The sequence below is a fragment of the Nostoc linckia z4 genome (assembly GCF_002608075.1).
Taxonomy (GTDB): domain Bacteria; phylum Cyanobacteriota; class Cyanobacteriia; order Cyanobacteriales; family Nostocaceae; genus Nostoc; species Nostoc linckia.
Map to the genome: position 1 here is coordinate 137930 of NZ_LAHA01000005.1, position 17321 is coordinate 155250.

The window sequence follows — 17321 nt, forward strand, 5'->3', positions numbered from 1 at the left end:
AGTATAATTAAAAAAACTCCGTTAAGGCACAGTAAGTTGCCAAATCTGAAACAGTAAAGTTAATTTTTTCATGAAAACTATGCGTTGTAGGTACTGTAAGTTCAAATTCTAGATTAGAGCCAGAACTGAGCAACGACATGAGGGTATACACGGAGTTATGGCGATATGTTAAAGTTACTATAGTCTAAATGTTAAAGTCGATCGAACTAACTCGTGCTACTATCCTGGTAGAGCATAAATATTAAGTCGAGACTTTTAGTTTCGATTCCAGCAAACAAAATCTAAATTTGTTTTTTTGACATAGATTGCCGCTGACTGAGGCTGAAGTAACAAACTCCCATGAGCGATCAAAATCCCTACGAAAAACTTGGGGTATCAGAAGAGGCTTCCTTCGATGAAATCCAGGATGCTCGTAATCGTCTATTCGAGCAACATAGTGGCGATGCCAAGCATCTAGAAGTGATTGAAGCAGCTTACGATGCGATTTTAATGGATCGCTTACGGATGCGCCAGGAAGGAAAAATCAAAGTTCCAGAACGTATTCGGTTTCCAGAGTTGCGAGTACAATCACCTCCGAAAGAAACTCAAGCCCCTCGCGAACATTCACCTGCATGGCTGCAACGAATACTAGATCGGCCAACCCCTGCTGATATCCTTTTACCAGGAGCTTGGTATCTTGGCTTAAGTGCCATTAGCCTGTTTTATCCAGAGGGAGGCAACCAGGTTTTACAATTAGCATTGGTGGTTGGGGTAAGTATCGGTATTTACTTTCTCAACCGGAAAGAAGCCAAATTTGGCCGAGCAGTTTTGTTCACCCTTGTTAGTTTAATAGTTGGCTTGATTACTGGTGGCCTCCTTGCTAACTGGTTGTTGCCACAAATATCATTTATCAATCTGGGATCGAATCAATTTTCTACAGTGCTGACTTTTATCTTGCTATGGTTGGTTACTAGCTTTTTACGCTAAATCTACCCTGATAAACACAGTCAGTAGAAAGTGGGGAGTAAAACTCTCTTCGGAGGTTTCCCACATCAGAATTTCTCCTAAAACAAACGCTCTTGCTAGCAAGCTCTCCAAAGTAGGGAAGAGGAGAAATAATTTTCGATTGGTGATTTCAAAACTGGCTCAACAGTATGTTGGCATGGCTTTCCATAGAGAAGAAAGCTAACAGCACTCTTAAAGCTTAGTGTTTATTAATTAGAGTTTGCTGCAAAAGTTCTTTGGTGGGGGTAGCGGACTTTTAACAGGGTTGGGGTAAGAGTTTTATCGCTATTTTTTCTAATTTCTTGCGGTACTTACCTGGGACTTTTTTCTAGTGTGATAGCCTGAAAAATTGAAAATATAAGGATTCTATCGTTATTCCATAAGCGCTAATTAGTGCTGTCGTCGGGTACTTCAAATTTATAACCATAGCCCCGTACAGTTTTAATATACTCTGGTACGCTGGTATCGATTTCCATCTTTTTGCGAAGCTGACCAATGTGTACGTCAACTACTCGGCCATCTCCTATGTAGTCACAACCCCAAATTTTTTGAATTAACTGGGGACGACTCCAAGCTTGACCAGGATGGCTGGCTAAAAAATGTAAGATATTAAATTCTAGGGCTGTTAACGCTAAAGGTTTATCATTAAGTGTTACCTCCCTTCCCTCTGGATTAATCACTAGCTGCTTAAAAACGATGCGTTGTGTTGGAGAGGGGTTAATGTAGCGTATCCGTCTCAAAAGCGCTTCTACTCTGACTTCAACTTCTGCCAAGCTAAAGGGTTTGGTCATGAAATCATCAGCACCAGCAGCCAAGATTTTAATTTTATCAGCCTCGTCAGTTCTACTGGTTAATATCATTACTAAAACATTGGTACGACTCTGCATTTCCTGGCAGAGACTATAGCCATTAACATCTGGTAAATTCCAATCTAAAATCACTAAGGATGGGTTGAATTGCTCAAACAACGATAAAGCAGTCTTCCCATCTGCTGCGGATTCTATTTGATATTTCCGACTTAAAAAACGATAGACGAGATTTCGGACGCCGAAGTCGTCATCAACGATGAGAATTTTCGGAGTAGTATCAGGGGCCATAGTCATAATGCTGTTTTGCTGCCTATTGTTGATTGGGCATTTAGCTGGTGCGCCAGTTTTGCTTTACGTATTTGTGGTGAAAGTATATTAACGCCGATATTTGCTGACCACGATCGCTACTGTAGTACTTGTTTACAATTAATTTTCCATGAAGTCGATGGAAACTTCAGCCATTTTCATGTTTATCAATTGTATAAGTATTGTATGACTTTAGTATATTCTTGAATTTTTGTAGTCTGATATTTAACCCAAGACACGGAAAAAAGTGCCATTCAAGATCGTCTTCATGACCACAAATACATCAAGAAACACCAGAAAAATAGCGATCGCCGCAAGTCTATCAAGGAACACACTACTTGATTCAGGAACTTTCGAGTAACTCTCACAAATTAAGCCATAAATCAATCTAAACTTCGTCCAAGTTGAGAAGTGGACTTTTTCAAAAGGGAACGGACAACAAGGCTGGGGGAACTCTTAACAGGGAAGAGTTTAGTATTTAGAAATAAAACCCGATTTCAAACTATTAAAGGTTTCAAAGTAGACGCGGTTTAGACTCTAAATTTTTACCTAGTCAACTTTACTCTAGCCAAGGGACATGTTTTGCTGGAAAAGACCTACGAGAATTTATTTGACGTGCATTTGCATGTAGTTATACTCTTAAGCATATACTATACTACAAGTTTAAGTTTCAAGCTATAAGCAGAACAATTAGTAATTTCTAATTAATGGATGTAAAACTTAATCTATCTATCGACATAGAACAAATATATCAATTAATAATTCAAAATTAACTAAATTGATAGATGAGCTATGGTTATGAATTACTATGACAAGCCAAGGACTCAGAGCATCACCAGAAGGTATCAGGGCAGCAAAAACAGCTTTAATAGACAAAACTTGGAGTCAGCATAAATTAGCAGCAGCTGTAGGGATTACACGCCAGCCAGTGGCCAAGTTTTTTGCAGGTGAGTCAGTTTCTCGTTCTTGTTTTGTGCAAATTTGTCAACAGCTAGGGCTATCTTGGCAAAAGGTTGCTGGTTTACCTGAAGATGTGGCATTTGAGCAAAGCAGTAAAATCCGATTCAAAGATGCTGACTTCCATAAATTAGTCAAGGAAGTACGCCAAAAGCGCCAAGAAAAAATCCAAAATCAGTGCAATATTATACAGATGTTGGATATTGGGCAGACAATTCAATTACTGGATATTTACACCAATATTAATGTTTTAGAGCAGAAAAAATTGATTTGCTAGTGGGGAACGACCGGAAATTACAGCATTTTCTAACTTGGTTACATCAAAAATCTAGTTCAGTTTCCACTAGGCACAAAGCAGTAGCCGTTCGTGCTTTTTATCTAGTTTGTGTTGAGCGTAGCCTTTACCATAGCCATTGTGCTTCGATCTATACTTCTGGTTATAACCTTGAATATGCCCTTGTTGGTAATATAACTTTTGGCTCTGACCTTGCCCTTGATGAGTTTCTATATAGTACCATTGCTTGCTTTAACGACCTTGACTTTGCCTTTGAGTATAACCTCAAAGATGCCCTTGATTATGCTCATGCCTTTGCTATTGCTTTTAACGAAGCTATTGAGCTTGTTATTGCTCCTAAATTGAAACAAGCCTTACAAAAATTGAAAACACAACTACCAGATATCGACATAAATATAGAAAAATTTAGAGAATGGTGGCAAACAAAAGGTCAAGTTTGGGGTAAACAATTAAGATATTTTCTGATTAAGTATCGTAATATTGGTTACGACTGGGAATTCAACGAAGAACAAAAAGAATTACTTCAAACATATTACGATGTGAATAAATTACTGGTGGATTGTATCAATAGTGCTACTGATGTAACTCCCGCAGTGCGACAGAAAATTGAGGATACATTATTGTTAGCGATCGCCGATATTGAAAAGGTAAATAATTCCTAATAATTATCAATTAATCAGCCATAAATTATCAGACTTTGATAATCCAATAATCATTTGCATAGTCTTAATTGAGCAATTTTGCAATTGATTAATTGGTATAAATTCTGGAAAATCCTTAGTCTATCTGAGGAGAGATTTGAAATATATTCATACTAGGGAAAGAGCAATTAAATATATTTTGTTCGTTAAATTGCTATTAACATTCGTCAGTCAGGAATAGTTATGAATAATAATTTAGTAGGCGGTATCATTCCCCCACAACCACCAATACAAGCGGAATCTGATGTTCATACATTGAAGTCTCGTTTAGAATGGGGCGAACCAGCTTTTACAATATTGGATGTGCGCGATCGCAGAACCTTCAACGAAGGCCACATTATGGGAGCAATGCCCATGCCAATTGATGAATTGGTAGACCGTGCTACAGCTTCTTTAGATACAACCCGTGATATTTATATTTACGGCACCAACGATCGAGAAACTGCCCAAGCCGCACAACAACTCCGTTCTAGTGGCTTTGAACATGTTTCTCAACTCAAAGGTGGTCTTGCTGCATGGAAGGCCATCGGGGGCCCCACCGAAGGTATCATTGAATCAAAAACCCCCCCTGGTGCAGATGATTATAATGTCGTAGCTAGGCTACAAAATCATGCAGAAAATCAGCCCAAAGGAGGCGAAAGTACTGCTGATAGTATCAAAAGGGGAGTAAGTAACCTCAAAGACAACATTCAAGAAGGAGCCAGCAACCTCAAAGAAGGTGTTCAAGAAAAAGCTAGCAACCTCAAAGAAGGTATCCAAGAAAAAGCTAGCAACCTCAAAGAAGGCGTTCAAGAAAAAGCCAATGAAGTTAGAGAAGGCGTTGATGAATCTAAAGCTTCTAGGCCAGACGATTCTAATGTTAGATCTTAAAAGTTGATTGTTGGCTGTTGACGGTTAACAGTAGATGGTATGCCTGTGGTGGTTCTCAGAATTGAAGAAACTGGTTTTCTTTAAGTCAAAATTTCACGTCAAATCCCATCCTTTTTGAAGGGTGGGATTTGCATAAATCCAATAGTATAGTAATCCGATTTCTAGAAATCCGATTTGATTAATCAACCGATCTATATAGGAAGGCAAGAGACAACAGGATTATCAAAGAGTAAAGTGTACGGAATTTTGTGCAAAAATCAAACCGGATTCCTATTATTTGTTTACTGTTGCCTTTAACTGAATCGTATTACCTACAATTAATGTTCAAACAAATCTTTAAATTGCAATAAATCTAAAGAAACTATTGTTGGTAAAACTTTAAAACACTGTTGAGCAAGTTCCCAACGTTCTTCTCGTTTGAGCATTTCTGTAAGTTTTTTTTGTATACTCAATAAGTAGCGCACATCGTTGGCGGCGTAACTCAATTGAGCTTCAGATAAATTAGCAGCGTTACCCCAGTCAGAACTTTGAGCGGTTTTATCGAGTTCTACTTGTTCTAACTCTTGCACTACATCTTTGAGTCCGTGGCGATTTGTGTAAGTACGTGCTAATTTACTAGCAATCTTGGTGCAAAAAACAGGGTGAACTTCAATCCCTAAATAAGCTCGTAAAGTAGCAAGGTCAAAACGAGCAAAGTGAAAAACTTTTACAACATTTGTCGCTTGTAGAAGTTGTTGTAAGTTTGGGGCGTTAGTTTGTCCTTTGGCGATGCGGATGGCGGTGACTTTTCCCTCTAGGTTGGACAGCTGAACCAAACACAATCGATCGCGCTGCGGTAATAACCCCATGGTTTCTGTGTCCACTGCGATCGCTGTAGATTCTAAATATTGTCCAAGGGCTGCATCACTAAGGTCGCGATCGCTCACCTGAAAATCTTGTAATGTCATGAAATCTTGAAAAATAATAGCAGTGTCCAGCAGACAAAAGCCTTGTCAGACACTACATTATTATTGTCCAAAAATATCAAAAATTAAATCTACCTAGTGCGAAAAAAGATTTGCGTCAGGTAGACTTCACCCTGAGTATTAGTAGCAACGCCAATTCCAGTAAGGTTGTAATTTCCTTTAATATTCTTCAGATGTCCGGGGCTTTTGATCCAGCCAGTAATAGCTTCAGCTGCGGGGTTGCTATATCCCCGATTGAAAGCCACATTTTCCGCTGCACTGTTGTAGCGAATAGGGATAGCTTTGACCCGCCCCTCAAATCCCTGATGGCTAAACGGGGTTTTACCTTGAGCCATGTTTTGGCTATGAATTCTTGCCTGTCGTGTGATATTCGCATTTAGGGTCAACTTTGGTAGACCCTTAGCAGCTCGATATTGATTAATTTCGTCAAAAACGGATTTTTCTAGCTCAGTAGGTTTAAAAGTAGGAGTCGATATTGCAGCCTGACTGGAAAAAAGCGACAACAGCTTATTACGGGTGGATGTATTTGTAGAATTATGCCCTGGTATCGGAACAGTTGTTAATCCACTAGCAAGGACAAGCGCAGTTAAAGCGATGCCAAAAGCAGTTTGTCGGAACATGGAGAATTGCGTAATATGTAGAGATATAAGACTTATACTCTACCTCATAGTTCCGAAAATATATACGAGAATACTATTAAGGATTGATGAATTTCGGCATTTTGACCACGTCCTTTACAGGACATACAAACATTCATTTCCAATTGTCAATATATCCATAGGTTAGCTTCGGTAAAATCACCATTACTTTCACTGATAGAGACTTGCAATTAAAAAAATATTCCATTGCTATTGTTCGCTGTTGACGGTTAACGGCTCACAGTTAACTGTTAACTGTCAACAGCAAAGACGAAAATATACTTACGTGCGGAGGAAAATTTGCGTAAAGTAGATTTGCCCTTTACTGTTGCTGGCAACACCAACACCCGTCAAATTATAATTACCTACGATATTGGCTAGATGCCCTGGACTTTTGAGCCAGCCTTGAACAGCTTGTGTAGCCGGGTCACTATATCCCTGGTTGTAACCGACATTTTCAGCAGCTCCTGTGTAGCTAATACGAATTGCTTTGAGACGGTCTTGAAATCCAGTATGCCCAAAAGCCACTTTACCGCTAGCCATATTCTGACTGTGAATCCTGGCTTGATTATCGATGGCAGAATTACGAGTCAATTTTGGTAGTCCTTTAGAAGACCTGTAATTATTAATTTGCGTAAAAACTGACTGTTCTATACCAACAGTATTGATGGTAGATTGTGCAATCTTAACAGTATCACTTGATATGTTTGAAGACATCGGTGTAAAAGTTGGCTCTGTTATAGAAGTAGCGATCGCTCCACTGCTGAGTAAAAGAGTTCCTAAACCAATGCCGTAGATTGTTGTTCTAATCATTTGCTGAAAGTAAAGTTTCAGACCATCTAATCAGACTATTGTTAATTGAACAACTCGGTTCTCAGTCTATATACCTCTGCTGATGCGGCTATTGCTTCAAAAACTACTAGTAGACTTTAAAATTTACAAACTTACAAAAAAATCATCCTATCTGCAAATAATTTTCTTCTGTCTTTAGAAAGATTATTAAGATTTTGGATTATTAGACCTCTTGTACTCATTGCTTTTTGCACTCTTATGGGAAAAGGGAAAATACCAAACCTTTCCCCCTTTCCCCCTTTCCCCTTCCCCTTTCCCCTATTTACAATAAGGACTAACCAATGCCCCATACCCTTTAAACAGCTTGTGGTTTGAGTAAATCTGTTTTGCTAACAAATTCGCTGAATGTACTTGCAACTTGCTGCGGTAATGCGATGGTCGGCGTTTGCACTGGTAAGCGCGGAAACAATAATTCTGCAACTCGATAGGCTTCTTCCAGATGGGGATACCCTGAAAATACAAAGGTATCAATTCCTAAATCGCTGTATTCCAGCATTCGCGCTGCAATTGTATCTGCATCTCCCACCAAGGCAGTTCCAGCACCACCACGCACTAAACCAACACCTGCCCATAAATTCGGGCTAATTTCTAAGTTTTGGCGACTACCGTTATGTAGTTGTGCCATACGGCGTTGTCCTTCTGATTCCGATTGAGCGAAGCGCCGATGTGCAGCAGCGATGGTTTCATCATCCACATACTGAATCAATTCGTTAGCTGCATCCCAAGCTTGTTGCGTAGTTTCCCGGACGATCGCGTGCATCCGAATTCCAAAACGTACCGTTCTACCTTGTTCTGCTGCTAATTGGCGTACCTTGGCTATTTTTTGGGCTACTTGATTTGGTGGTTCCCCCCAAGTTAAATACACATCAATGTGTTTAGCCGCAACTTGGAGAGCAGCATCGGAAGAACCGCCAAAATATAAAGTAGGATAAGGCTTTTGTACGGGAGGAAATTGCAGTTTTGCCCCTGCAACTTTCAGATGACGACCATTAAAGGTGACTTCATCACCTTGCATGAGCGATCGCCAAATTGTTAAAAATTCATCAGTCAATTCATAACGCTCGTCATGACTGAGAAAAATTCCATCTTTAGCTAATTCTTTTGTATCGCCACCAGTCACCACATTGAGTATAATTCGACCATGAGAAATTTGGTCAAAAGTAGCAGCCATCCTCACCGCCAAAGAAGGCGACATAATAGCCGGACGAAAAGCCACAAGAAACCGCAAACGTTCAGTAACTGCAATTAAAGAACTAGCTACAATCCAGGTATCTTGTTTTTGTCCAGTACCAATTAACATACCACCGTAACCCAATTTATCAACAGCTTGGGCGATTTGCTGCATATAAGGATAAGTGGCGGGACGCCTACCAATTGTAGTGCCCAAATAACGCTCATCTCCCTGTGTAGGCAAATACCAAAAAATTTCCATAATTCCTCTGTTTTAAATTTAGTTATTAGGGCATTGGGCATTGGGCATAGGGCATGGGGCAAGCAGGAAGTGTGGGAGGTGTGGGAGGAGACGGAGGTGTGGGAGGAGACGGAGGTGTGGGAGGAGACGGAGGTGTGGAAGGATGGTGAAAAAATCTTTCCCCCCACACTCCCCACACTCCCCACACTCCCCACACTCCCTACCTCCCCATCTCCCCATCTCCCCATTCATCAGTCACTATTTAATGCTGCTTTGAGTAATAGTTTCTGGTGTGATAGCTGCATATTGTTCAGTAGTCAGCATCGCTTCCTGAATATTGATAGATTTAGGAATTATTTTTTCCTTAGCAAATAAATCGGCGATTTTCTGCTGATTTTCCATGATTTCTGGAGTAATTGGTCTTAAACCGTAGTTTCGTCTTGAGACCATTGTTTCTAAAATATCTTCATCAATTTTCAAATTAGGAGCAATCAGTTTTACAGCTTCTGCTCGATTTTTGTCAGCCCATTGACCTGTGTTATTTATTTCTTCAAGGACTAATTGCACTAATTTGGGATTTTCTGTAGCGAATTTTCGCGCTGCCATGTAATATCCGCCTTGAGTAGCAATGCCACTAGCATCTCTCAACACACGGGCATTCGCCTTTTTTTGTGCCACCGCTAAATAAGGATCCCAAGTTACCCAAGCATCAATTTTTCCTTGAATAAATGCATCACGGGCTTCTGAAGGAGGTAGACTCAAGGCTTGAATATCACTATATTTCAAACCGGCTTCTTCTAAGGCTTTTATTAATAAATAATGAGAGGCAGAACCTTTCTGGAAAACTACCTTTTTACCTTTCAGGTCAGCTAGAGTACGAATAGGGGAATTATTTTGAACTATAATGCCGCTTCCTTTTCCAGTACTAGGTTTGTTACTAGCAATATAAACTAAAGATGTACCAGCAGCTTGAGCAAATATTGGCGGAGTTTCGCCTACAGAACCAATATCAACTCTACCCACATTCATCGCTTCCATTAGTTGTGGCCCGGCAGCAAATTGCGCCCATTCTACGGAAATATTTAAAGGTTGTAAACGTTTTTCAATCAATCCTTTGAGTCTGAAAATATCGCCAGAACTTTGATATCCCATGCGAACTATTTTGGCTTGATAACCAGTGGTTTTATTTTCTGATTTTGGAGTTTCGACTGAGCAACTAACTAAGGTTGTTGAGATTGTTAATAATCCTGGCAATACAAATAGTGAAAATTTTTCACAAATTTTCACTTTTGGCTGTTTTAAGGCGGTAATCATGGGTGTAATACTTGATTTTTATTTGCTATGAGAATCTTTTTTAATTGACGAAATCATTTGCTTGGTGGGCGAAGCGCGATAGCTAGAGAGTAGGCAATGAAGAGTAAGAAATCAATCTTTATTGATGTGAGGGCGAGTTTTTTCACCCAATCAAATATGATTCCTAGAGAGTAGACAGTAGGGAGTAGGGTCAGAAATTTAGACCCAACGGGGCAACTTATTTTCCCCAAACACCAGACTCCCCTCTATTGACGGTTAACAGTTAGCTGTTTATTTTTTGCAATTTCCTAAGACAAAGATTTAGACAGTTTGCAGCTGGAGATTCTTTTGGAACACTTCTACAACGTTTTTCCAAGCATCAGCAGCAGCTTCGGGATTATAACTAGCGCGATGGTTGCAAAAGAAACCATGTCCTGCTCCCTCGTAGCGGAAGATGGTATGGGGAATTTGATGTTTCTTTAATTCGGCTTCTATCTGTTGTGTATGTTCTAAGGGAATTCCTTGATCTTCGAGACCAAAGAATGCATAGATGGGGCCTTTAATATCGGGAGTGCGTGTGATGGTTGGTTCTCCACCGCCGGGAGTTGAGTTTGTAATTCCACCACCATAAAAGGAAGCTGTAACTTTAATATCTGGTAATGTGGCAGCTAGGTAAACGACGTGACCACCAAAACAGAAACCAATGGAACCGATGGCATCTGGTTGTACATTTGATAAAGTTCTTAAATAAGCGATCGCAGCCTGAATATCGCTCAATATTTCCTCTGCTTTGGTTTGCTCTTTATACTGTCTCCCCTTTTGGACATCTTCTGAATTGTACCCAGCCTCGAAACCAGGAGCAGTACGTTGAAACAAAGTCGGAGCAATGGCTACATAACCCTCTTTGGCAAATTTCTCGGTAACTTCCCGAATATGTATGTTTACCCCAAAGATTTCTTGAATCACAATCACCGCCGGGAAAGTTCCTTTTTGTACTGGTTCGGCTAAGTAAGCGTCAATTTGTAAATCACCGTTGGGGACTTTAACCTGACTAGTGCGAATTTCTCTGTTTGTCATGGTTTGAGATTAGCTTCCAATCGCTTTGAGGTAAGTATATGTGGTAACCGCATAAAATACTTAATCTTTACCGATTTACCGTATTTTAGAAGTAGTATTTCACAAACAGTGTGCAAACGCAAGTCCTGACTTGGCAAGCAAACAGGGGATGAAAACCTCAACACTCGGTGAGAAGGTTGAGTTCAGGCTAGGTCTGTCCCATTAGTTCTGAAAGGTTTGTAGTAAGCACTTTAGTGGTTAAAAATCAAGGACTAAAGTCCTTACTACAAACATTTTTTTCTACAACATTAATGGGACAGACCACTAGATCGCTTTGAGAACTCTCCTTAAGCTAATCTGAATACAGATTCAATGAAAAATTTACACGGGTGTAAGGGGAGAAAAAGTCATATGGAAGTTTTTTTAGCTAATATTAATCATCTTGAAAGTGTGTCGATACTGTTTGATGAATACCGCGTTTTTTATCATCAGGTATCAGATATTGAAGCTGCCAAAGAGTTTCTCAAAGAACGTTTTCAGAATAATGATTCAGTAGTATTTGCAGCTAATGAAAATCGAGAAATAATTGGGTTTACTCAGCTTTATCCGAGTTTTTCTTCAGTGTCGATGAAGCGAGTATGGATATTGAACGATTTGTATGTCAAAGAGTCCCATCGCCAGAAGGGGGTTGCAACCTTATTGATGAGTGCTGCCCAAGAATATGCCAAAGAAAGTGGTGCAGTTCGATTAATATTAGCGACTCATATTTCTAACACAAATGCCCAAAAGCTTTATAAAACACAAGGATATATCAAGGATGAAGAGTTTTATCATTACGCTTTACGATTACAGTAATAGTGCAAGATGAACGTTGAGTAGCACAGCAGGAAGCGCAATCTGTATTTTTGGCTGTTCTGCGAGGAAATCAACCAGGATTCACTTTTTAGTAAAAGCTGGGTTTTGAAGTGATACGCATAGCACCACCCCAGCAATTTGGAAACAAAATTAATCGGCGCTGTGTGGTGCGGCGACAGTTCGCTGGAGTGATGATTCGTATCACGGTCAAGTGACTAGTTTAATTTAACTTGCTACTTCTTTTAACTCCTGCCCAAACCGTAAGCGGTTGTCCGACTTGTTTATAGAGCAAACTCTCTAAAATTACGCCATTATTATTAGCTGTCAGAGCTTTATTCGGCTGACGCAGAGATTCATAAAAACCGTTGTACCAACCATCTTTTGATTTGAGGTTGGTTTGGACGAAATCAAATAGCTGACGCGTGTAAGCAGTGTTATAAAGCACATGCCAGCCTACCGTTGCTTTAGCACTTAAAAAGCGCAAATCATTACGCTGTTGGCGGGTGTCTGTGATGGTAGCCCAAGGTTCTCCGTTGACAAACAAACTGCTGTAAACAAAGTAAGGAGGACGATCCAAATTGTCTTCTGTGACCGCAGTTAATTGTTTTGTCGCTTGATAGCGAGATTCTTGAGCAGCTAAAATTCTATCGGCGTAGGCTTTGGGCAAAGCTTGAAACCCAGTTTCAATACCATCTAATATATAAGGTTCGCTCAAAACATAGTTATTGGCTTCAGATTTTTTATAATCACGTTTGTCGTAAGGAATTCCTTGTCCGTAAACATTTACAAAGGCAGTATTCGACTGATAATCCAAAGCTTTGTTAACATCCAAGCCCCAAAGTTTCAGACCATAGGCAGCATAATTCTCATAACCCAAGCGACCTTCTTGGTTGTACTGTTCTCTACCTTTGATGACACTAGTACCATACATTCGCCCATTTTTGGTGAGACGCTTGACTTGCCAATGTTTCCAAACATCATTGGAGAGCGATCGCATTTCGGGATACTTTGCACCAACTATTTTTAGCCAGATTGCCATCCGCCCCAAATCAATGGCAGACCAACCAATTTGTTCTTGTTTTTCTAGTTGACCATAATTAACGGGTATCAGGGTTTTTGCATTGTAGACTTTGTTGGGTAGTTCTTGTTTGTATAAGGGGATAGATGCCAGTGTTTTCAACATTTTGGTCATTTTGGCATCAAATTCAGCCGCAGATACAATATTGAGTTCTCTAGCGCTGATTAAGGCGGCCATCGCAGCTGATTGATCCCACATAGTTACAGAGGGAAAACCATCAACAGAATTAACCAAACCAGTTTCGTCATTCCAGTTACGCTGGAAATATGACCAAGCTTGACGAGCTGTTGCCATTTCTTCTTTAGTTAACGATCCTGCACCAGGAGCAACATAAGGAGTGATGGCTATTGTTAATTGGTTGGCAGGAATCGGTTCACCTGGTAAAACCACAGATGTAGCGTCAAGCTTGGCAATTGTTTCAGCTTCTTCGGCACTAAAAGGAGTGCTTGGTAAGGGTTCCTTTGCTGCTGAAGCTATCTTGGATGTTGATAATTCTGGTCGATCCACAGAAGTTGAAGACATTTGTTGTGACCAAAAATTAAACCCAGCGATCGCCACAACAGCAGTCACCACTCCTCCAACAGAAGCCAGGATGGATAAACTCTTAGGTGGGGGTTGAAAATCAGAACTCATAGGGATTAAAGCCTCTTTTTATGAATTACAGTGCTTTGCGTAATCTCACCAGAGTTTATTCTTCCCAAATTTCAAATCTGATTAACTTATGGCTGGGGATTGGGGGAGATGGGGAGATGGGGAGATGGGGAGATGGGGAGATGGGGGAGACAAGGGAGACAAGGGAGACAAGGAGAGAAGTCTGAGCGGAGGTTTCCGACCATCAGAACTTCGGAGAGAAAGATTGCTACCTTGTCTACCTTGTCTACCTTGTCCTCTTCCCATCCCCAATGCCCAATGCCCTATGCCCAAAAACTCTTGCAAGTGGCATAGAGTTTTTGATTTCAGCGATGACCTTTAAACGGATTGATGTAAAGTTCATCTTGGCACTCTACCCCCACTTCAAGTTTGCAATCTGAGCGGGGATAAGCAATGCAAAGTAAAACAAAGCCCATTGCTTCCTGTGCAGATTTCAGTGCTAAGGCTCCAGGCTGATGCACTTTACCCTCAATTAAACGCGCTGCACAACTAATACACGCACCGTATCGGCAACCTACAGGTAACCGCAAACCCGTGGCTTCTACAGCATCTAATATGTACTGACTTTCTGCTACTTCTATAACGAAGTCATTGCGATTTACAAGTTGCACTCGGTAATTTTTCATATAAATTAGGACTTACGCATTGACAGTCATCAGTCAACAGTCATCAACTACCTGATTTTAAGAAAAGCGATCGCCACGACAGCATTGTTTATCCAAAATTCCTAATCTCATAATTATTATCTACGGTTAGCTGATTGAGATACAGTAGTTTATAGCCTAACTTTTGCAAAGTAACCCTTGTAGCTCTGCAATGCTCTGGGAAAATCAATGGTTAAAGATTCATTTGGACTAGAAGTTACTACCGATTCATCAGCTGCGGTAAATGCCATCAATAGCTTTGTAGATCAATTATTTAGTGTCGGAAACGATGCTCAAGTTATTTTCAAAGCAGTTGAGGCAGATTCGACTTGTGTCATCGCCAATGCTCAAGTTGCTGCATTTTACTTGTTTGGTGGTGGTTCTGTTGGCTTAACTCAGGCAAAATTTTATCTGAATGCGGCCAAAGCCAACCTGAAAACAGCAAATGAGCGGGAAAAACTTTACGTTGCAGCAATAGAAGCTTGGGCAAACCGTGATATCCAGCAAGCGATCGCTTATCATGAAGCGATTACTGATGCCTATCCCCGTGATTTAACCTCAGTGCATGTAGCCCAATATCACTATAGAAATTCCGGTAATAGTCAAGGGATGCTGGGGATCGCTGAAAAGGTTTTTGCTGTCAATCAAGATAACCCCTATATTTACGGGATGCTGGCATTTGGGCTAGAAGAGTGCCATAAGATACCAGAAGCAGAAACATACGCCAAACATGCCATCGCGCTGAAACGAGATAATCGTTGGGCACATCACGCCATTGCACATGTCTTGGAAACCACAGGACGCCTAGAAGAAGGGATTACTTTAATGGAAAGTCTCAGTGATACTTGGGAATATGCTAGTTCGGCTTTTTACGGTCATCTTTGGTGGCATACATCCCTTTACTACTTGGATATTGAAAATTTTGCCAAGGTGCTGGAAATATATGATACCCGCATCTGGGGACGTGCCAAAAAAGACAGCGGTCGCGAGCAGATTAATGCCATCGCTTTGTTGCTCAGGCTAGAGTTACGTGGTGTAGACGTGGGTAAGCGCTGGCAAGAACTTGCTAATTATTTGCAACCACGGCTACACGAACACGTCCTTGCTTTCCTAGATTTGCAGTACATCTATGCACTGGTGCGGGGAGGTAAAGAAGATTGGGCGGCTCAAATGTTGGAGAGTATGCAACGTCATGCCGAAACAGTATTACCTTATGCTAAGCGTACTTGGACAGACATTGGAATACCTGCGGCTAAAGGGATGATAGCCCATGCTCGTGGAGATTTAAAAGAAGCGATCGCTCAATTAGAGCCAGTATTGCCAGAGTTACAATTTACAGGAGGCTCTCACGCTCAACGAGATTTATTCGAGCAAATTTACCTTGATGCTTTGATACGGGAAAAGCAGTATCACCAAGCCTTAAATGTTCTGGAAAAACGCCAAGCCGCCCGCAATCACATTCCAGTCATTCAGCGCCAATTAGCTAAGACTTATAGCCAGCTGGAACGCACCAATGAAGCACATCAAGCCTCACAACTGGCTTTAGAACTATCACAACATTATCAAAAAGTAGAGCAAACAGTATGACTACATACGTAAATCTGGGAAAAAGTGGGCTGAAAGTATCGCGCATTGCCTTGGGTACGATGACTTATGGCGATCGCAAATTGCGAGAATGGGTCTTAGAAGAAGAAGAAAGTCGTCCTTTTATCAAACTGGCTTTGGAGTTAGGGATTAACTTCTTTGACACCGCCGATGTTTATTCTTTGGGCGTTAGCGAAGAAATCTTGGGACGAGCATTAAAAGACTTTGCCAAAAGAGACCAAGTTGTAATTGCTACTAAAGTTCATGGTAAAGTTGGTGATGGCCCCAACGACCGCGGATTATCTCGCAAACATATTTTTGATAGCATTGATGCCTCATTGCGGCGGCTACAAACAGATTATGTGGATTTGTACCAAATTCACCGTTGGGACTACGAAACACCAATTGAGGAAACCCTAGAAGCACTGCACGACCTTGTAAAAATCGGTAAAGTTCGTTACTTGGGTATATCGAGTGTTTACGCATGGCAGTTTGCGAAAGCTCTTTTCCTCGCTGACCAACACCATTGGAATCGTTTTGTATCAATACAAAACCACTACAACTTAGTTTATAGAGAAGAAGAGAGAGAAATCATCCCTTTATCTTTAGACCAAGGAATTGGAATTATTCCCTGGAGTCCCTTAGCGCGGGGCTTTCTGGCTGGTAACCGTAGCAAAGAAGATCGCGGTGAAACTGTGAGGGCAAAAACCGATGAATTTGCCCACAAACTTTACTATCAAGATTCAGATTTTGAAATTGTGCATCGTGTCGTCGAATTGGCACAAAAACGCAGCGTCAAACCAACACAAATAGCCTTAGCTTGGTTACTGCATCAACCAGGTGTCACAGCCCCAATCATTGGTGCTAGTAAAATCGAACATCTCAAAGAAGCAGTTGAAGCTGTGGATTTGAAACTTTCCGATGAAGAACGTAAGTACTTGGAAGAACCTTATACACCCCACACCATCTTAGGGCATCAATATCCTTCTGGAAATCGCGTTTAGTATTTCTGTATTGGGGAGTCGGGAATGAGGAGATGGGGGAGATGGCAACGCAAAGGGGAAAGGAAAGATCCCCCCAATACTTGTCGGGTTTTGGGGAAAAGGGGAAGGGGGGGCCCCTGAAGGGGATAAGGGGCAGGGGAAAGGGCAAAGAAAAAACCTTTACCCTTTACCCGGTTGGTGAGCTTGTCGAACCATTAACCTTTTCCCAAAACCAAATTCCGAGTTGAAAATGCACAAAGCGAGCAGTATTGAGATCCCCCCTTGTTCTTTTTCCCTTTTCCCTACACGAAGGGTTTTGCCCCATGTTCAATGCCAATTTATTGCATTCTTTTTTCAAATTGGTATAACTTCAGCGAACATTGGGTGAT

The 17321-nt window shown here is 40.9% G+C and carries 17 protein-coding genes and 1 pseudogene; 8 read left to right on the forward strand and 10 right to left on the reverse strand.

What is annotated here, in order from left to right:
* Window positions 1–339 precede the first annotated feature (339 nt).
* Window positions 340–966: a CPP1-like family protein gene (locus VF06_RS07190; RefSeq protein WP_099067995.1), complete on the forward strand. Its 627-nt coding sequence runs from the start codon at window positions 340–342 to the stop codon at window positions 964–966.
* A gap of 404 nt (window positions 967–1370) precedes the next feature.
* Here the strand turns inward: VF06_RS07190 and VF06_RS07195 are convergent, their stop codons facing one another.
* Complete coding sequence (locus tag VF06_RS07195; RefSeq protein WP_099067996.1) at window positions 1371–2087, reverse strand: response regulator transcription factor; 717 nt, start codon at window positions 2085–2087, stop codon at window positions 1371–1373.
* A gap of 820 nt (window positions 2088–2907) precedes the next feature.
* Here VF06_RS07195 and VF06_RS42465 point away from each other — a divergent pair.
* The 3 genes and pseudogenes from VF06_RS42465 to VF06_RS07205 all read left to right on the forward strand — a co-directional run.
* The gene (locus VF06_RS42465; protein WP_244918016.1) at window positions 2908–3333 is read left to right on the forward strand and encodes a hypothetical protein; all 426 of its coding nucleotides are present in this window, start codon (window positions 2908–2910) and stop codon (window positions 3331–3333) included.
* Window positions 3333–4013, forward strand: coding sequence for an NACHT C-terminal helical domain 2-containing protein (locus VF06_RS42470; RefSeq protein ID WP_244918017.1), 681 nt, complete (start codon window positions 3333–3335; stop codon window positions 4011–4013). The genes VF06_RS42465 and VF06_RS42470 overlap by 1 nt, the downstream gene beginning before the upstream one ends.
* A gap of 222 nt (window positions 4014–4235) precedes the next feature.
* Window positions 4236–4682 (forward strand): annotated as a pseudogene (locus tag VF06_RS07205) (rhodanese-like domain-containing protein); the annotation flags it as partial.
* Window positions 4683–5239: 557 nt separating this feature from the next.
* Here VF06_RS07205 and VF06_RS07210 read toward each other — a convergent pair.
* From VF06_RS07210 to VF06_RS07240, 7 genes are all read right to left on the reverse strand, one after another.
* Window positions 5240–5869 carry a ribonuclease H-like domain-containing protein gene (locus VF06_RS07210; RefSeq protein ID WP_099067997.1) on the reverse strand — a complete coding sequence of 210 codons (630 nt, stop codon included), beginning with the start codon at window positions 5867–5869 and terminating at the stop codon, window positions 5240–5242.
* Window positions 5870–5958: 89 nt separating this feature from the next.
* Window positions 5959–6507, reverse strand: coding sequence for a CAP domain-containing protein (locus VF06_RS07215; protein WP_099067998.1), 549 nt, complete (start codon window positions 6505–6507; stop codon window positions 5959–5961).
* 300 nt (window positions 6508–6807) lie between these two features.
* Window positions 6808–7338 (reverse strand): CAP domain-containing protein, encoded by a 531-nt coding sequence (locus tag VF06_RS07220; RefSeq protein WP_099067999.1) that lies wholly within the window; start codon window positions 7336–7338, stop codon window positions 6808–6810.
* A gap of 334 nt (window positions 7339–7672) precedes the next feature.
* Window positions 7673–8809: an FMNH2-dependent alkanesulfonate monooxygenase gene (ssuD, locus tag VF06_RS07230; RefSeq protein ID WP_099068001.1), complete on the reverse strand. Its 1137-nt coding sequence runs from the start codon at window positions 8807–8809 to the stop codon at window positions 7673–7675.
* A gap of 25 nt (window positions 8810–8834) precedes the next feature.
* Window positions 8835–9005, reverse strand: a complete 171-nt coding sequence (locus VF06_RS40435; RefSeq protein ID WP_180267290.1) for a hypothetical protein — start codon at window positions 9003–9005, stop codon at window positions 8835–8837.
* Window positions 9006–9046: 41 nt separating this feature from the next.
* Entirely contained in the window at window positions 9047–10102 is a 1056-nt protein-coding gene (locus VF06_RS07235; protein ID WP_099068002.1) for a sulfonate ABC transporter substrate-binding protein, read from the reverse strand.
* 300 nt (window positions 10103–10402) lie between these two features.
* Complete coding sequence (locus VF06_RS07240) at window positions 10403–11158, reverse strand: dienelactone hydrolase family protein (RefSeq protein WP_099068003.1); 756 nt, start codon at window positions 11156–11158, stop codon at window positions 10403–10405.
* A 390-nt stretch (window positions 11159–11548) separates the two neighbouring features.
* On the opposite strand from VF06_RS07240, the gene VF06_RS07245 reads away from it, so the two are divergent.
* Complete coding sequence (locus VF06_RS07245; protein ID WP_099068004.1) at window positions 11549–11992, forward strand: GNAT family N-acetyltransferase; 444 nt, start codon at window positions 11549–11551, stop codon at window positions 11990–11992.
* Between the two features lie 220 nt (window positions 11993–12212).
* Here the strand turns inward: VF06_RS07245 and VF06_RS07250 are convergent, their stop codons facing one another.
* Window positions 12213–13703 (reverse strand): DUF3131 domain-containing protein, encoded by a 1491-nt coding sequence (locus VF06_RS07250; RefSeq protein WP_180267289.1) that lies wholly within the window; start codon window positions 13701–13703, stop codon window positions 12213–12215.
* A 108-nt stretch (window positions 13704–13811) separates the two neighbouring features.
* Between VF06_RS07250 and VF06_RS07255 the strand changes: the two genes are divergently transcribed.
* A complete protein-coding gene (locus VF06_RS07255) occupies window positions 13812–14015 on the forward strand; it encodes a hypothetical protein (RefSeq protein WP_100793648.1) in 204 nt (67 codons plus the stop codon).
* Between the two features lie 11 nt (window positions 14016–14026).
* Here VF06_RS07255 and VF06_RS07260 read toward each other — a convergent pair whose 3' ends face one another.
* Window positions 14027–14347 carry a 2Fe-2S iron-sulfur cluster-binding protein gene (locus tag VF06_RS07260; RefSeq protein WP_099071645.1) on the reverse strand — a complete coding sequence of 107 codons (321 nt, stop codon included), beginning with the start codon at window positions 14345–14347 and terminating at the stop codon, window positions 14027–14029.
* 207 nt (window positions 14348–14554) lie between these two features.
* On the opposite strand from VF06_RS07260, the gene VF06_RS07265 reads away from it, so the two are divergent.
* Both VF06_RS07265 and VF06_RS07270 read left to right on the forward strand, forming a co-directional pair.
* Window positions 14555–15952: a tetratricopeptide repeat protein gene (locus tag VF06_RS07265; RefSeq protein ID WP_099071644.1), complete on the forward strand. Its 1398-nt coding sequence runs from the start codon at window positions 14555–14557 to the stop codon at window positions 15950–15952.
* Window positions 15949–16953 (forward strand): aldo/keto reductase, encoded by a 1005-nt coding sequence (locus tag VF06_RS07270; protein WP_099071643.1) that lies wholly within the window; start codon window positions 15949–15951, stop codon window positions 16951–16953. Before VF06_RS07265 ends, VF06_RS07270 begins: the two co-directional genes overlap by 4 nt.
* Window positions 16954–17321 lie beyond the last annotated feature (368 nt).

Coding starts and splice junctions, on each gene's coding strand:
- VF06_RS07190 (WP_099067995.1), top strand. CDS start 340: ATGAGCGATCAAAATCCCTACGAAAAACTTGGGGTATCAGAAGAGGCT.
- VF06_RS07195 (WP_099067996.1), bottom strand. CDS start 2,087: ATGACTATGGCCCCTGATACTACTCCGAAAATTCTCATCGTTGATGAC.
- VF06_RS42465 (WP_244918016.1), top strand. CDS start 2,908: ATGACAAGCCAAGGACTCAGAGCATCACCAGAAGGTATCAGGGCAGCA.
- VF06_RS07210 (WP_099067997.1), bottom strand. CDS start 5,869: ATGACATTACAAGATTTTCAGGTGAGCGATCGCGACCTTAGTGATGCA.
- VF06_RS07215 (WP_099067998.1), bottom strand. CDS start 6,507: ATGTTCCGACAAACTGCTTTTGGCATCGCTTTAACTGCGCTTGTCCTT.
- VF06_RS07220 (WP_099067999.1), bottom strand. CDS start 7,338: ATGATTAGAACAACAATCTACGGCATTGGTTTAGGAACTCTTTTACTC.
- ssuD (WP_099068001.1), bottom strand. CDS start 8,809: ATGGAAATTTTTTGGTATTTGCCTACACAGGGAGATGAGCGTTATTTG.
- VF06_RS07235 (WP_099068002.1), bottom strand. CDS start 10,102: ATGATTACCGCCTTAAAACAGCCAAAAGTGAAAATTTGTGAAAAATTT.
- VF06_RS07240 (WP_099068003.1), bottom strand. CDS start 11,158: ATGACAAACAGAGAAATTCGCACTAGTCAGGTTAAAGTCCCCAACGGT.
- VF06_RS07245 (WP_099068004.1), top strand. CDS start 11,549: ATGGAAGTTTTTTTAGCTAATATTAATCATCTTGAAAGTGTGTCGATA.
- VF06_RS07250 (WP_180267289.1), bottom strand. CDS start 13,703: ATGAGTTCTGATTTTCAACCCCCACCTAAGAGTTTATCCATCCTGGCT.
- VF06_RS07255 (WP_100793648.1), top strand. CDS start 13,812: ATGGGGAGATGGGGAGATGGGGAGATGGGGAGATGGGGGAGACAAGGG.
- VF06_RS07260 (WP_099071645.1), bottom strand. CDS start 14,347: ATGAAAAATTACCGAGTGCAACTTGTAAATCGCAATGACTTCGTTATA.
- VF06_RS07265 (WP_099071644.1), top strand. CDS start 14,555: ATGGTTAAAGATTCATTTGGACTAGAAGTTACTACCGATTCATCAGCT.
- VF06_RS07270 (WP_099071643.1), top strand. CDS start 15,949: ATGACTACATACGTAAATCTGGGAAAAAGTGGGCTGAAAGTATCGCGC.